The sequence below is a fragment of the Acidihalobacter yilgarnensis genome, from assembly GCF_001753245.1.
Classification (GTDB): domain Bacteria; phylum Pseudomonadota; class Gammaproteobacteria; order DSM-5130; family Acidihalobacteraceae; genus Acidihalobacter; species Acidihalobacter yilgarnensis.
Genome location: NZ_CP017415.1, coordinates 46,061 through 60,900, shown reverse-complemented (window position 1 = coordinate 60,900; position 14,840 = coordinate 46,061). Strand labels below are relative to the sequence as shown.

The following is a 14,840-nucleotide window of genomic DNA, read 5'->3' as shown; positions in this document are numbered from 1 at the left end:
GCCGGGCGCCCGCCTTCATGGCATGGCGCCCGGCTTCGCCGGAGGGGTCTAGCCCTCGATCTGAATCTTGCGAGGCAACACGCGAGCCTGCTTGGGAATCCGCACCTCAAGCACGCCCTGGTCCATGCGCGCGGTGATCTGGTCCTGGTCCGCGGTATCGGGCAGGGTGAAGCGTCGGTAAAACTGCCCCCGTACCCGCTCGACGCGACGATACTGCTTGCGCGCCTCCTCATTGATCGTTTCGCGCTCGCCCTTGACGGTCAGCACGCCGTCCTCCATGTGGATGTCGATATTCTTCGGATTGACCCCAGGCACGTCAGCGTGGATCACGAAGGCATTCTCCTCTTCCTTGATGTCCACCGAAGGCAGCCAGTCGCTGGTCGCCGCTTCGTCGCCCGTGCCATTCGTGCCGGGCAGGCCGAAGGCATGGTCCATTTCACGATAAAGCTGATTGAGCACCCCAAAGGGTTGATAACGCACCATAGACATAGTCCGATCTCCTGCAAACTGTGGGTTCACTCGGATCGCCGACGATCCGCTTGACATACAAATGCAGGCGTGCGGATAGATTATCAAGGGGTCTGCGGCGCCTCCGAGCGAGGCGCACCGCAGCGCCAGCACTCGCTGAACTGACCTTCGTTGGGTTCGCCGCAGCGGGCGCAGTGCCAGAGCGGGCCAGGGGGCGCTGCGAGTGCCGACTGCAGCTCGCGAATCAGCTGTTCGGCACGCGAGGCATCGCCATCGTCCACCCAGATTTCCGGCCAGCATTCGTTCACTGGCAAATCACCCACACCGCCGCCGAGATAATAGTTACGTAAATCGCTCCCGATGCCGCTTTGTTCAAGCAGGTTACGCACATGCCCGGCGCTAAGCAGATCCGGTGCCGCATAGACCTTTTTCATCGCCCCTCCGGCGGCAGTTCGCGGATTTACTCGATGTTCTGTACCTGTTCGCGCATCTGTTCGATCAGCACCTTGAGCTCCACCGCTGCCTGCGTGGTTTCGATGTCGGCTGACTTCGAGCCCAGGGTATTGGCCTCGCGGTTGAATTCCTGCATCAGGAAGTCCAGTCGACGACCGATCGGCTCCTTGCGTGCCAACACGGATTCGAGCTCCGTCAGGTGGCTGTCCAGACGATCCAGCTCCTCATCCACATCCAGACGCTGCGCCACCATGGCCAATTCCTGCTCCAATCGGCCGGGTTCGGCCTCCACGCCCAGCTCCGAGAGCCGCGCGCGGTACTTGTCGCGCAACGCAGCCATCATATCCTTGCGCCGCCCACGCACGCGCACGACCAAAGCACCGATCGCCTCGGCGCGCTGGCGCAGTAAGGCGGCCATACGTTCGCCCTCGCCACGCCGCGCCTGAATAAACTCCTCCACCGCTTCGTCCGCCAGACGCAGCGCGGCCGCGTGCAACGGGCCGAGGTCACGCGCGGGTTCGCGCACCACACCCGGCCAGCGCAGCACGTCAAGGGCATTGAACTGGGTCGAAGCGCCCATCAGCCCCTCGACCTGCTCGCAGGCCTCAAGCAGGCCCTGCACCAAGGCGTGATCGATGTTCAACGCCGTGGCGCCGCCTGCGGGCGGCGTGTAGCGCAGACCGCAATCGACCTTGCCGCGGCCCAGCTTGCCCTGCAAGCGCTCACGCAGCGGGCCCTCCACCGCACGCAAGTCCTCGGGCAGTCTCAGACTCATATCCAGATACCGGTGGTTCACCCCGCGCAGTTCGCAGGCAAGCGTACCCCAGTCGCCCAGCGACTCGCGGCGGGCAAATGCCGTCATGCTCTGTACCACGTTTCTCTCCTCCAACGGACACCGCTGCGCATTCTACGCGTCTGCATGGTTCGCCGCGCGCCCAGCCCCTATAATGCCCACCCTGCCAACTTAAGGAGTCTTGCATGCGACCAAGCGGCCGTGCCCCGAACGATCTGAGACCGATCAGCTTCACCCGCCATTACACGATGCATGCGGAGGGATCGGTCCTGGTCTGCTTCGGCAACACCCGCGTGCTCTGCACGGCCACCATCGACGACCGTCAACCGCCCTGGCTCAAGGGCACGAAGCAAGGTTGGGTTACCGCCGAATACGGCATGCTGCCGCGTTCGACCGGTTCGCGCATGCCGCGCGAGGCCAGCCGTGGCAAGCAGGGTGGCCGCACACTCGAAATCCAGCGTCTGATCGGCCGTTCGCTACGCGCAGCGGTCGACCTTGAGGCCCTGGGCGAGCGCCAGATCACCATCGACTGCGACGTAATCCAGGCCGACGGCGGCACCCGCACCGCCTCGATCAGCGGCGGCTTCGTCGCGCTGTGCGACGCCATCGCCGTGTTGCGCAAGCGCGGGCAGCTCAAGCGTGATCCGCTGCATGGTATGGTTGCCTCGGTCTCCGTCGGCATCCACAACGGCCAACCGGTGCTGGATCTCGATTACGCCGAAGATTCCAATGCCGAAACCGACATGAACGTGGTGATGAACGACGCCGGCCACTTCATCGAAGTCCAGGGCACGGCCGAGGGTCACGCTTACCGCCGCGACGAACTCGACGCGATGCTCGATCTTGCCGGCGGCGGCATCGAGCAAATCATCGCGATGCAGCGCACGGCCCTGGAAGGCTGAACGTGGCAACCGTATCCCCGTTGCAGGGCATCGAGCGCATCGTGCTAGCCACCGGCAATCCCGGCAAGGTCCGCGAACTCGATGCCCTGCTCGCGGGCTGCGGGGTGCGCGTACTGGCGCAGGCCGACTTCGACGTCCCCGAGGCCGACGAAACCGGACTGAGTTTCGTCGAGAATGCACTGATCAAGGCACGCAATGCGGCGCTGCACACCGGCCTGCCCGCGATCGCCGACGACTCCGGGCTGGAAGTCGATGTGCTAGGCGGCGCACCCGGCATCCATTCGGCCCGTTACGCCGGGCCGACCGCCGACGATGCGACCAATAACCACAAGCTGCTCGCCGCCCTCCATGACCACCCCGCAGCGGCGCGCGCTGCGCGCTTCCGCTGCGCCATGGTGTTTCTGCGCCATGCCAGCGACGCCTCCCCGCTGATCGCCCAGGCTGCCTGGGAAGGCCACATACTCACCGCGCCTGCCGGTGCGGGCGGCTTCGGCTACGACCCGCTGTTTTTCGTGCCCACCGCCGGCTGCAGCGCCGCCGAGCTGGACCCTGTCGAAAAAAACCGGATCAGCCACCGCGGCCAAGCCGTACGCGCCTTGCTGTCCGCCCTGACCGGCGCCTGAGAATCGATCCCATGAGCGGCTTCGCCGAGCCGATCCCCCTGTCGCTTTACGTGCATCTTCCCTGGTGCGTGCGCAAGTGCCCTTATTGCGATTTCAATTCGCATACCGCCGGCGAAATACTGCCAGAGGCCGAGTATGTCGAAGCCCTGATCGCCGATCTCGAATCCGAACTGCCGCGCGTCTGGGGTAGGCGCATCGAGAGCGTATTCATCGGCGGAGGAACACCCAGCCTGTTCTCTGCAGCTGCGCTGGAAAACCTGCTCGACGGCCTGCGCGCCCGACTGCCGCTGCGTCCAGATATCGAAATCACCCTGGAGGCCAACCCTGGGACCTTCGAGCAGGCACGCTTTGCCGATTACCGCCAACTCGGCATCAACCGTCTGTCCATCGGCGTGCAAAGCTTCGACGACGCTGCCCTGCGCCGCCTAGGGCGCATCCACGGAGGGGCAGAGGCCTTGCGGGCAGCCGATATCGCGCGAGCCTCCGGCTTCGAGGACTTCAATCTCGACCTGATGTTTGGACTACCCGGCCAAGATCTGGCCGCTGCACGGCACGACATCGAAACCGCGCTCGCGCTCGCGCCGACTCATCTTTCCTATTATCAGCTCACGCTGGAACCCAACACGCTGTTTCATCACGATCCGCCCACACTGCCCGACGAGGATCTGATCGCCGAGATGCAGGCCGCAGCCCAAACGCAGCTCGCCGAAGGTGGGTTCGCACAGTACGAAGTCTCCGCCTACGCCCGCGCCGGCCGGCGCTGTCGGCACAACCTGAATTACTGGACCTTCGGCGACTACCTCGGCATCGGGGCCGGGGCGCACGGCAAACTCACCGACCCGGCCAGCGGTGCCATCAACCGTCGCTGGAAGATGCGCCAACCCGCACAATATATGAAGACCGCGCGCGCGGGCGACGCCACTGGCGGCAGCAACGAGATCACGTCCACCGAGCGGGCCTTCGAATTTATGCTCAACGCCCTGCGTCTGCGCGAAGGGTTCGACCTCTCCCTGTTCGAGGCACGCACCGACCTGCCACGCGCACACATCGAGGACACCCTGAACGGCGCGCGCCAGCGTAAACTCATCGAACGTGACGGCGAACGGGTCCGCCCCAGCCCGCTGGGCTGGAATTTCCTGAACGATCTGACGGCCCTGTTCCTGCCCTGAAGCGCCGTGGCCGACCACGGCACACCGCCAAGGATCGATTGCATTGAACAGGGAAGACTCACCCAACGCCTGCGTACGATGCCGCGCATTGGAGCTGTCCATCCTGCGACGCCAGCGCTTGCGACTGACGCTTCGCGGCAGCCGCCGCATCGAAACCCCTCACGCCGCTGAACCTGCGCACGCACCGGCACACCCAATACCTGATCGCGCGCAGCCCAAAGGGATTGGCGCCTGCCGACCGCATCACCGAGGCTCAGCCACTCAGATACCCTTGAATCAAGCGCCCGCAGTGGCGCAATCCCCGGCCACAAGGCCACCACCACCGAAGGAGTTGATTGCCATGAAGCTGACCATGCCGCATCGCATTGTCGCCCTGTTTCTAAGCCTTTTCGCCTGTGCCTGGCTGGGCACGGCGCAGGCCGCCGAACAGGGCCCAGGCTCAAAACTCAACGACCATGCCGCCCTCGCCGGTCTGCACGAAGCCAAGGGACTGTTTCTGATCGACATCAATGACCCCAACCGCGTCGCTCACGTCCTCAAGGTCGTGGGTATGACCCGCAAAGGCCTCAGCGAACAAGGCGTCAAGCCACATTTGATCGTGGTCTTCGTCGGTCCGGCCGTCGCCTTCCTCACCAAGGACCGCCGCGGCATCGGCTACATGCAGGAACGTGCCGTATCGCAGGTCCAGCACGAGATCGACGGATTAGCGCATGAGGGCGTGCCGGTCGAGGCCTGCGGTATCGCCATGAAGGGCATGGACGTCTCCCCCAAAGACCTCATCCCGGCGGTCAAACCGGTCGGCAACGGCTTCATCTCCGTGATCGCCTATCAAGCCAAGGGCTATTCGCTCGTACCCGTATACTGACCGATAACACCTACTGCATGGCTTACGCCCGAGGCGTGTAGGCCATGCAGTAGCCACGGGGGCTGATGCTACCCTCGACCACGGTGCAGGCACCCATCGCCGACGGCGAAGAGCCCGGCTCGAAGTGCACGCAATTGGCGCATGCCGCACCGTCGCGTGGATGGGTCTGATAGAGCATGGCGGCCTTGGAAACCTTGGCTGCACGCGCCGGCGGGCTGAGCAGCCCGGCCGAAATCACCGCCACCACCAGCGTACCGGCGCCACGCAATATGTGTCGGCGACTCGGGTTGAAATCAACGGATTTACGTCTCATGCCGGCTACCTCACGTGTAAGCGTCGCCTGCGCGGCGCCGGATATCGCCACGGCTTAACGCACGCGACCCCATAGATCGTGTTCGTCGGCGTCGGTCACTTCGACCCTCAGGCGGTCGCCTGGCGCCACGCCGGCTTGCGATTCGACGTATACGCATCCGTCGATTTCCGGTGCGTCCGCCGTGCTGCGCGCCACGATGCCTTCCGCATCCACCTCATCCACCAATACATCGATCTCACGTCCAATACGCGCTCGCAGACGGGCTGCGCTGATCTGCGCCTGCCGCGCCATGAAGCGCTCCAGACGCTCCTGCTTGAGCGCCTCAGGCACCGCATCGGGCAAGGCATTCGCGGCTGCGCCATCGACGGGCGAATAGGCGAAGGCTCCTACGCGATCCAACTGCGCCTCTTCGATGAAATCCAGCAAGGCCTCGAATTCGGCGTCCGTCTCACCGGGAAATCCCACGATGAAGGTGCTGCGCAGGGTCAGCTCAGCGCATTGTTCACGCCAGCTGTGGATGCGCTCAAGCATGCGCTCGCTCGCAGCAGGCCGGCGCATGGCCTTGAGAATGCGCGGGCTGCCGTGTTGCAGGGGCATGTCGAGATAGGGGAGCAAGCGTCCATCGGCCATCAGCGGTATCAGCGCGTCGACATGCGGGTAGGGATAGATATAGTGCAACCTGACCCAAACGCCCAACTCGCCCAAAGCCTCGGCCAGGGTCTGCACATGCGACTTGAGCGGTCGCCCGCGCCAGAATCCGGTGCGGTAACGCACATCAACGCCGTAGGCCGAGGTATCCTGCGAGATCACCAGCAGCTCCCGTACCCCCGCGTTGACCAGGTTCTCGGCCTCGACCATGACCTCGCCGATTGGGCGACTGACCAGATCACCGCGCAGGCTAGGGATGATGCAGAAGCTGCAGCGGTGATTGCAGCCCTCCGAAATCTTCAGGTAGGCATAGTGGCGCGGCGTGAGCTTGACGCCCTGCGGCGGCACCAAGCTGCTGTAGGGATCGTGTGGCGCCGGCAGATACCGATGCACCTCGGACATCACCGCCTCGTAGGCATGCGGCCCGGTCACTGCCAACACCGAAGGATGCACCGCACGCACCTTGGCTTCGTCCCCTCCCAAGCAACCGGTCACGATGACCCGCCCATTCTCATCCAACGCCTCGCCGATGGCTTCCAATGATTCGGCGACGGCTGCATCGATGAAGCCACAGGTGTTGACCACCACCAGATCGGCCGCTTCATAGCTCGGCGAAATGGCGTAACCCTCTGCCCGCAATTGGGTGAGGATGCGCTCGGAGTCGACCAGGGCCTTCGGGCAGCCTAGGCTGACGAAACCCACGGTAGGGGCTGTTGAGGGGGTGTTAGGCATGCGGATAGGGTCTGCTTCCCATTCGGCTGTCACCTTATACACACACCGCTGCCATCGCGCAACGCCTCTTTACGGCCCGTCACATAACCATGACCATAAGCACTTGAATTATTTAATATCATTTGAAATCAACATGTTATCTATTGTGCTCAATTCTTCGACAAGTTAACGGAATCGTAACAGTGGCGGGCATTTGGGCGCTTTGTCACCGTTTCGTCCACAGACTTATCCACAGCTTCTGTGGACAACTCAATAAATCCCGCAGGGACGGGGGGTTGGCGAAACATGTACGGGATTTTCTACGCATGACCTAGCGTCTGACTCGGATTTTCGACCCATTGCCCTGAGGCTGGCAAGCCTGTAGAATTCGCGTCCCTTTAAGGTGCACTGAGAGCTTGACCGAGGCCGCCGCGATGAAAGCGAACATCCATCCCAATTACCATGACACCAAGGTCACCTGCAGCTGCGGCAGCAGCTTCGTGACCCGCTCCACCTACGGCAAGACCGAGCTTCAGGTCGAAGTCTGCTCGCAGTGCCATCCTTTTTACACCGGCAAGCAGAAGATTCTCGATACCGCCGGTCAGGTCGACAAGTTCCGCCGCCGCTACGGCATGTAAGCCGGTGCAGGGCAGGACACGAATACAAAGGGCGCTCCTCGCGGGCGCCCTTTTTTGTTGCCTCGCCAGCGCAGCGCCTCCGTTGCGCGCCGACTGCGGCGCGCAACATGCCGATACCGTCGCCCACGTTTCCCGCGTCTTCGACGGCGACACGGTCCTGCTGAACTCCGGCGTACACGTTCGCCTGATCGGCCTCGATACGCCCGAATTGGCCCATCGACAGCGGCCCGCCGATCCGCTGGCCGACGATGCGCGGCGCCGCCTTGAAGGCCTGCTCGCCCGCAGCGGCTGGACGCTTCGCCTACGCTTCGACGTGGAGCGCAGGGATCATTATGGCCGCACGCTGGCGCACGCCTATCTCCCCGACGGAACCAGCGTGTCTGCGGCGTTGCTCCGGTACGGTCTCGCCACCGCCTTGGTCGTACCGCCCAACCTCGCGGAGGCCGCGTGCTACCAACGGGCCGAGGCCCAAGCGCGTGCGCAGCGCGCGGGCCTCTGGGCATTAGCCCGCTATCAACCGGTCGCCAGCACCGCACTACCCAAGCGCGCGCACGGCTTTCACATCGTGCATGGACGCGTCGTACACGTCGGCTTCGCTCGCCGTGCGGTCTGGATAAACTTGGAAGGGCACGTCGCCCTGCGTATCGACCGGCGCGACCTAGCTTACTTCCGCGAGATTGATCTCCGCCGACTCGAAGGCACCCAGATCAGCGCCCGCGGATGGGTCCACGCGAGCAAGGGCGAACGACGCATCTCGATTCGCCACCCTCTAGCGCTAGGCTGGGATCAAGCCGCACGCCGACACGTCGAAGGCGCGTCGCGCATGCTTCAATCCGACTGAATGCCCCGTCTCGTCGAAGATTGGCGCCCCTTCCGAGCATCCCCTATCATTCATGGACCTAGAAACCCGCTCCGACGGCACTAGGCCCACTCACCACCCCGCACACACCACGAACCGCGAGCCAAAGCAGACCCATGTCGACCGACCTGAAGCAAGCCGCGCTGGATTATCACGCCCAGCCGAAACCCGGCAAGATCGCCATCGAGATCACCAAGCCCACCGAGACGCAGCGCGACCTCGCACTGGCATATACCCCTGGTGTTGCGGAACCCGTGCGCGCGATTCACCAAGACCCCGAGGCCGCCTACCGCTATACGGCCAAGGGTAATCTCGTCGCCGTGATCACCAATGGCACCGCCGTACTCGGCTTGGGTGATGTCGGCGCACTTGCGGGCAAACCCGTCATGGAGGGCAAGGTCGTGCTGTTCAAGGCCTTCGCCGGCATCGACGCCTTCGACATCGAAGTGGACACGCACGACCCCGATGCCTTCATCGATACCGTCGCCCTCATCGCGGGTGGCTTCGGCGGCATCAATCTCGAAGACATCGCCGCACCGCATTGCTTCCGCATCGAAAAAACCCTGCGTGAACGCCTGGACATACCGGTCTTCCACGACGATCAACACGGTACCGCCGTGATCATCTCGGCGGGACTGATCAACGCCGTGAAGCTCGCCGGCAAGCACTTGGAAGACGCGCGCATCGTGTGCCTGGGTGCTGGCGCCGCCGGGCTCGCCGCGATGCGTCTGTTGGTCACGCTCGGCGCCCGTCGCGAACATATTCTGATGGTGGATCGTCAGGGCGTAATCCGCGCCGGCGACGAAAGCGTCAACGAATATCAGCGCGCCTTCGCGGCAAACACGGATCGACGGACCCTCGCCGATGCCTGCGTCGATGCAGACGTCTTCGTCGGCGTCTCTGGCCCCAACTTATTGACCGCCGAGATGTTGGCCTCGATGGCCGAAAATCCGGTGGTATTCGCCCTCGCCAATCCCGACCCTGAAATCGCTCCGGAGCTCGCGCAGCAAACCCGCCAGGATGTCATCATGGCCACCGGCCGTACCGACTACCCGAACCAGATCAACAACGTCCTGGGCTTCCCTTACATCTTCCGTGGCGCTCTGGACGTCCGCGCCCGCACCATCAACGACGCCATGCTCACCGCCGCCGTACATGCACTCGCGGCGCTCGCGCATGAACCCGTGCCCGCTGCCGTACTCAAGGCCTACGACCTAGCCTCGCTGAGCTTCGGCCGGGACTATTTCATTCCCAAGCCCTTCGACCCGCGCTTGATCGATGTCGTACCGGCCGCGATCAGCCAGGCCGCAATCGACTCCGGCGTGGCGCGCATCACGCAGGTCATTCGACCCTGAAGCCGATGCCACACTGGCGCCGGCGTGCACCGCCGCAAGGCGCGGCACGCCGAGTCCACAGGTGCCTGCCGTGACGCCACTGGAACCCGGCTATACCCTGCTCGTCGACAGTAGCATCTATATCTTCCGTGCCTGGTTCACCTGGCCGGAAGCGCTATGCGATGCCGAGGGCAGGCCCGCGAACGCGGTGCATGGTTTTGCCGAATTCATCTACGAGCTGCTCGACACGCATCGTCCAGAACGCATCGCCTTCGCCTTCGACGAAACCCAGGCGGGCTCGCAGCGGCGGACGCTGTTTCCGGAATACAAAGCCAATCGCCCGCCGACACCCCCCGACCTCAAGCACCAGTTCGAGCACTGCCGCCGCTTCGTCGGCGCACTCGGCTTGAGCGCACTGGCTCGTCCAGGCTATGAGGCCGACGACCTCATCGGTACCTTGGCGGGTGAGGAACGCAGACGCGGCTTGCACGTGGCCATGCTCACCGGCGACAAGGACCTTGCGCAGTTGGTGCATGAAGGGGACGTCTGGTGGGACTACGCGCGTGGCCGACGTCTCGGGCCTCGCGGAGTAGAACGGACATTCGGCGTACGGCCGGGACTGATCGCCGACCAGCTCGCCCTCGCCGGAGACAAGGTGGACAACATTCCGGGCATTCCCGGCGTCGGCATGGCCACAGCCGCACGCCTGTTGAAACCCTTCGACGGACTAGAGGCCCTGCTTGCCGACATTCCCCGTATCGGCACGCTCAAACTGCGGGGTGCCAGCCGCCTCATGCGCCTGGTGGACGAACATCAGGAGACGGTGCGTTTCGCCCGACAGCTCACCGGCATCGACTGTCGCGTCCCACTCGACGTCGAACGCCCGGCCGAACCACGCCCGGTCGACTTCACCGCGCTGGAGGCCTGCTTCGATAGCCTCGATTTCAGCCAGGCGCAGCGCACGCGCTGGCACGCCTTGTTGGCCAACTGGCCATCCACTGCGAGCTACATTTCATCGCGAGTCTAGGGGCTTCTTGTAACGGCTTTGGCGGGCGACCGGAATCGCGGATTTCAGCCCGAGGTTACAGGCCGGTACCCGCCCCGCGCCCGCACGCGAGACTCCGAGTACGCCTATTGATCCGCGTAACCCACTGCGCGTAGAAACAGGTCGACGAGGCCGTCAACCAACGCTTCCAGCGGCTGCTCGGCAAAGCGGTCGTGTGCCGGCAGACATTTGACGATCAGCACCTCGCGCACCATGCCTTGGAACATCAGCGCGCTGAGCCGGGCATCCAGCGGACCCACGCGTTCCTCGCGCTGTAGTTCGGTCAAGGAAAACTCGATGTAATCGGTAAGGGTCTTCCAGCGATGCTCGAAAAAGACCTCGGCCGCCGAGTGCCCATCCAACAGGCTGTGTAGCTCCATTTTGAGCAGATCCGGTTGCTCGGCCATACCGCGCGCGAACACACGGACAAGGCTGCGCAACACCGCGGCAAAGTCGGATTCACCCGCCAACACGGTATCGATGTAATCCTCCCGAGTGCAGGCGAGTGCATCGAGAACCGCCTCGTAAAGCGCTTCCTTGGAAGGGAAATAGCGATATAGCGCGGCCGGGCTGACCCCGACCGCGCTGGCGATGTCGTCGATTGAAATACCGTGGAAACCCTTATCGGCGAACAATCCCGCCGCCTCGTGCAAAATCGAGGCACGACGTTCCGGCCCGCGCAGGCGCTTGTGCATAGCGGTCATTCCTGTGACTCGGCCGCCGAGTATACAAGCCCGCCCAGCGTTTCCGCCGATGACACGCAGCCTACTGCTTGCGAATGAAGAACACGAAACGATCCGATTCCTGCGCATGCTCCAGCAATGCGTTGCCCGTTTGCTTGCAAAAGGCCTCGAAATCCTTGACCGCCCCCGGATCGGTGGCCATCACCTTCATGACCTGTCCGCTGGACAGCTCGTTGATCGCCTTTTTGGTGCGCAGGATCGGCAATGGGCAGTTCAGGCCGCTGGCATCCAGTTCCCTGTCGAAGTTCATAACGGTTCACCTCGAATGATGTTTGGCGTTAAAATCGCCCCGAACACATAAGTTAGTGTTCGTTTACTAACATAGACGCACATCATGCGGCCGTCAATCAAGTACCAGCCAACTGGGCTCGCGTGGGTTAGTATTGAAAGTAATGTGACGAGTTACGCCGATCCCCAGACGACAAGCCGCCTTTATGGATGACGCACAAGACCCCCCGCCCGATTCGCCCTCGATGCAGGACGAGTGGGCCAGCTCCCTGCTTTACGGCAGCAACGCCGATTACCTCGAAGCGCTGTTCGAAACCTATCTGAAGTCCCCCGACACCATTCCGCCCGCCTGGCGGCAGTATTTCGATGCACTACCTCGCGTCAACGGACATCAAACCGATATCGCGCATGCCCCCATTCGCGCGCAGTTCACGCATGGCGATCGACGGCCGGGATGGGCGCATACACGACCCGGTCCATCCAGCGTCGCCAAGCAACTGCGGGTGCTCCAGCTGATCAATGCCTATCGCTTCCTTGGCCATCGCGCTGCCGCTCTCGACCCTCTGGCACTGGGCTTGGGTCCACGCACAGACGAATTGAAGCTGAGCCACTATCAGCTCGGCGAAGCCGATCTCGACACGCCCTTCCAAGCCGGCTCGCTGGTAGGTGTCGAGCGCGCACCACTGCGCGAGATCCTCGCACGGTTGGAAACGACCTACTGCGGCGCCATCGGCGCCGAATACATGCACATCAGCGCCACCGCCGAAAAGCGCTGGCTGCAGCAACGCCTGGAAGGCGCCTACGGTAGACCCGAACCAGCAGCGGAACAGCGCCTCTACCTGCTGCAACGGCTCACCGCCGCCGAAGCCCTGGAGCAACACCTGCACAGCCGCTACGTGGGGCAGAAGCGATTTTCACTGGAGGGCGGCGAAGGGCTGATACCCTTGCTCGATATCCTGATCGAGCGCGCCGGCGGCAACGGGGTGCGCGAGATCGTCCTCGGCATGGCTCATCGCGGGCGCCTCAACGTACTCATCAACATCATGGGCAAGGCGCCGAGCGAACTATTCCAAGAGTTCGAGGGCAAACATCACGGACGCGCGCTGGCCGGCGACGTCAAGTATCACCTCGGCTTTTCAACCGACCGCATCACCTCGGGCGGCCCGGTGCATCTCGCGCTGGCCTTCAATCCCTCGCACCTGGAAATCGTCGGCCCGGTCGTCGAGGGTTCGGTACGCGCACGTCAGGACCGCCGCGGCGACGCCGAGGGGCGGCAGGTATTGCCGGTCATTATCCACGGTGATGCGGCCTTCGCCGGCCAGGGTGTCGTCATGGAAACGTTGAACATGTCGCAAACGCGCGGTTTCTCGACCAAGGGCACCGTGCATATCGTCGTGAACAACCAGATCGGCTTCACCACCAGCACCCACGCCGACGCACGCTCGAGCTACTACTGCACCGACGTCGCCAAGATGGTCAATGCGCCGATTCTGCACGTCAATGGCGACGACCCCGAGGCGATTGCCTTCGTGACCGAACTGGCGCTCGACTACCGTCTGCACTTTCACAAGGACGTGGTCATCGACCTGGTGTGTTACCGTCGGCACGGGCACAACGAAGCCGATGCGCCGGACGTCACCCAGCCGATGATGTATCAGCGGATCCACGCGTTACCCACGACGCGCGCTCGCTATGCCGAGCGACTGATCGGTTTGGGCCTGCTCGACGAGGCGCAAGCCCGCACGCTGACAAGCGACTATCGCGGTCAACTGGAAGCCGGCCCGGTCGTGGTGCCCAACCGCATCGACAGTCAGGCGCTCGAATATCCCTACGCCGTGGATTGGCGTCGTTACCTTGAAGCCGACCCAAACGAGGATGCGCCCACCAACGTCCCGTTGGACCATCTGCAAGCGCTGACCGAAGCCCTGCAACAGCTGCCCGAAGGCTTCGCGCTACATCCCCGCGTCGCCAAGATCATGGACGACCGACGCAAGATGGCGGCTGGTGCTCTGGCCATCGACTGGGGCTTCGCCGAGACGCTGGCCTATGCAACCTTGGTCGACGCCGACTACCGCGTGCGCTTATGCGGACAAGACGCGGCACGCGGCACCTTCTTCCATCGCCACGCCGTACTGCACAACCAGCTCAAGCGCGGCGTGCATGTGCCGCTGCGCCACGTACGTCCCGGCCAGGGCGATTTCCTGGTCATCGACTCGCTACTCTCCGAGGAGGCGGTGCTTGCCTTCGAGTACGGCTACGCCACTGCATCGCCGGACGCCCTGGTCATCTGGGAGGCCCAATTCGGCGATTTCGCCAACGGCGCGCAAGTCGTCATCGACCAGTTCATCAGCGCCGGCGAAGAAAAATGGGCACGTCTCACCGGTCTCGTTCTGCTGCTGCCACATGGTTACGAGGGGCAGGGCGCAGAACACTCTTCCGCCCGCCTGGAACGATTCCTCCAGCTTTGCGCCAACGACAATATGCAGGTGTGCATGCCAACCACACCTGCGCAAATGTTCCATTTACTGCGACGCCAGATGCTCCGCGCACTGCGCAAACCGCTCATCGTGATGTCTCCCAAGAGCTTGTTGCGCCACAAACTCGCCGTCAGCAGCCTCGACGAACTTGCCGAAGGCCGTTTTCAGGAGGTCATCGGAGAAATCGACGAGCTGCCCGGCCGTGGCGTCGAAACCGTCGTTTTTTGCACCGGCAAGATCTACTACGACTTGTTACAGCGCCGCCGTACCGAGGCCCGCGAAGATATCGCGTTGATCCGCATCGAACAGCTCTACCCCTTCCCAGAGGCCGAGGTCAAACGCGTACTCCGCCATTACCCACAGGCAAAACGCTTCGTCTGGTGCCAGGATGAACCCCGCAACCAGGGTGCATGGCCTTCGCTGTCCTGGACGCTGAACCAAACCATCGGCATGAAGCGTCCCCTGATGGAATGCGTGGCGCGCCCTGCATCGGCCGCACCCGCAGTCGGACAGTTCGAGCTTCATACACGCCAGCAGCATGAGCTGCTGGAAGCCGTATTCAACCCCTGAG

The 14,840-nt window shown here is 63.2% G+C and carries 16 protein-coding genes; 9 read left to right on the top strand and 7 right to left on the bottom strand.

Annotated features, from left to right (window positions below):
- Nucleotides 1-48: 48 nt before the first annotated feature.
- From BI364_RS00305 to BI364_RS00295, 3 genes are all read right to left on the bottom strand, one after another.
- Complete coding sequence (locus BI364_RS00305) at nucleotides 49-489, bottom strand: Hsp20/alpha crystallin family protein (RefSeq protein WP_070077061.1); 441 nt, start codon at nucleotides 487-489, stop codon at nucleotides 49-51.
- 83 nt (nucleotides 490-572) lie between these two features.
- Nucleotides 573-902 (bottom strand): putative signal transducing protein, encoded by a 330-nt coding sequence (locus BI364_RS00300; protein ID WP_070077060.1) that lies wholly within the window; start codon nucleotides 900-902, stop codon nucleotides 573-575.
- Nucleotides 903-928: 26 nt separating this feature from the next.
- On the bottom strand, nucleotides 929-1,795 hold the full coding sequence (locus BI364_RS00295; RefSeq protein ID WP_233279551.1) for a YicC/YloC family endoribonuclease: 867 nt from the start codon (nucleotides 1,793-1,795) through the stop codon (nucleotides 929-931).
- Between the two features lie 104 nt (nucleotides 1,796-1,899).
- Here BI364_RS00295 and rph point away from each other — a divergent pair, with 104 nt between their 5' ends.
- From rph to BI364_RS00270, 4 genes are all read left to right on the top strand, one after another.
- Nucleotides 1,900-2,616, top strand: a complete 717-nt coding sequence (gene rph, locus BI364_RS00290) for a ribonuclease PH (protein ID WP_070077058.1) — start codon at nucleotides 1,900-1,902, stop codon at nucleotides 2,614-2,616.
- A gap of 20 nt (nucleotides 2,617-2,636) precedes the next feature.
- Nucleotides 2,637-3,239: an RdgB/HAM1 family non-canonical purine NTP pyrophosphatase gene (gene rdgB / locus BI364_RS00285; RefSeq protein ID WP_070079780.1), complete on the top strand. Its 603-nt coding sequence runs from the start codon at nucleotides 2,637-2,639 to the stop codon at nucleotides 3,237-3,239.
- 11 nt (nucleotides 3,240-3,250) lie between these two features.
- A complete protein-coding gene (gene hemW / locus BI364_RS00280) occupies nucleotides 3,251-4,408 on the top strand; it encodes a radical SAM family heme chaperone HemW (RefSeq protein ID WP_070077057.1) in 1,158 nt (385 codons plus the stop codon).
- 340 nt (nucleotides 4,409-4,748) lie between these two features.
- A complete protein-coding gene (locus BI364_RS00270) occupies nucleotides 4,749-5,273 on the top strand; it encodes a DsrE family protein (protein WP_197495779.1) in 525 nt (174 codons plus the stop codon).
- Between the two features lie 22 nt (nucleotides 5,274-5,295).
- On the opposite strand, the gene BI364_RS00265 is transcribed toward BI364_RS00270, so the two are convergent.
- Nucleotides 5,296-5,586, bottom strand: coding sequence for a high-potential iron-sulfur protein (locus tag BI364_RS00265; RefSeq protein ID WP_070079778.1), 291 nt, complete (start codon nucleotides 5,584-5,586; stop codon nucleotides 5,296-5,298).
- 54 nt (nucleotides 5,587-5,640) lie between these two features.
- Complete coding sequence (gene rimO, locus BI364_RS00260; RefSeq protein ID WP_070077055.1) at nucleotides 5,641-6,966, bottom strand: 30S ribosomal protein S12 methylthiotransferase RimO; 1,326 nt, start codon at nucleotides 6,964-6,966, stop codon at nucleotides 5,641-5,643.
- 413 nt (nucleotides 6,967-7,379) lie between these two features.
- Here rimO and rpmE point away from each other — a divergent pair, with 413 nt between their 5' ends.
- The 4 genes from rpmE to BI364_RS00240 all read left to right on the top strand — a co-directional run bounded on the left by rpmE (nucleotide 7,380) and on the right by BI364_RS00240 (nucleotide 10,803).
- The gene (rpmE, locus tag BI364_RS00255; protein ID WP_070079777.1) at nucleotides 7,380-7,583 is read left to right on the top strand and encodes a 50S ribosomal protein L31; all 204 of its coding nucleotides are present in this window, start codon (nucleotides 7,380-7,382) and stop codon (nucleotides 7,581-7,583) included.
- An 82-nt stretch (nucleotides 7,584-7,665) separates the two neighbouring features.
- On the top strand, nucleotides 7,666-8,424 hold the full coding sequence (locus tag BI364_RS00250) for a thermonuclease family protein (protein WP_070077054.1): 759 nt from the start codon (nucleotides 7,666-7,668) through the stop codon (nucleotides 8,422-8,424).
- A 134-nt stretch (nucleotides 8,425-8,558) separates the two neighbouring features.
- Nucleotides 8,559-9,797, top strand: coding sequence for a malic enzyme-like NAD(P)-binding protein (locus tag BI364_RS00245; protein ID WP_070077053.1), 1,239 nt, complete (start codon nucleotides 8,559-8,561; stop codon nucleotides 9,795-9,797).
- Nucleotides 9,798-9,867: 70 nt separating this feature from the next.
- On the top strand, nucleotides 9,868-10,803 hold the full coding sequence (locus BI364_RS00240; protein WP_197495778.1) for a 5'-3' exonuclease: 936 nt from the start codon (nucleotides 9,868-9,870) through the stop codon (nucleotides 10,801-10,803).
- 104 nt (nucleotides 10,804-10,907) lie between these two features.
- Here the strand turns inward: BI364_RS00240 and BI364_RS00235 are convergent, their stop codons facing one another.
- Together BI364_RS00235 and BI364_RS00230 are read right to left on the bottom strand one after the other, a co-directional pair.
- Nucleotides 10,908-11,525, bottom strand: a complete 618-nt coding sequence (locus BI364_RS00235; protein ID WP_207644997.1) for a TetR/AcrR family transcriptional regulator — start codon at nucleotides 11,523-11,525, stop codon at nucleotides 10,908-10,910.
- A gap of 61 nt (nucleotides 11,526-11,586) precedes the next feature.
- Entirely contained in the window at nucleotides 11,587-11,814 is a 228-nt protein-coding gene (locus BI364_RS00230; protein ID WP_070077051.1) for a sulfurtransferase TusA family protein, read from the bottom strand.
- Nucleotides 11,815-11,998: 184 nt separating this feature from the next.
- Here BI364_RS00230 and BI364_RS00225 point away from each other — a divergent pair, with 184 nt between their 5' ends.
- Nucleotides 11,999-14,839, top strand: coding sequence for a 2-oxoglutarate dehydrogenase E1 component (locus BI364_RS00225; protein ID WP_070077050.1), 2,841 nt, complete (start codon nucleotides 11,999-12,001; stop codon nucleotides 14,837-14,839).
- Nucleotide 14,840 lies beyond the last annotated feature (1 nt).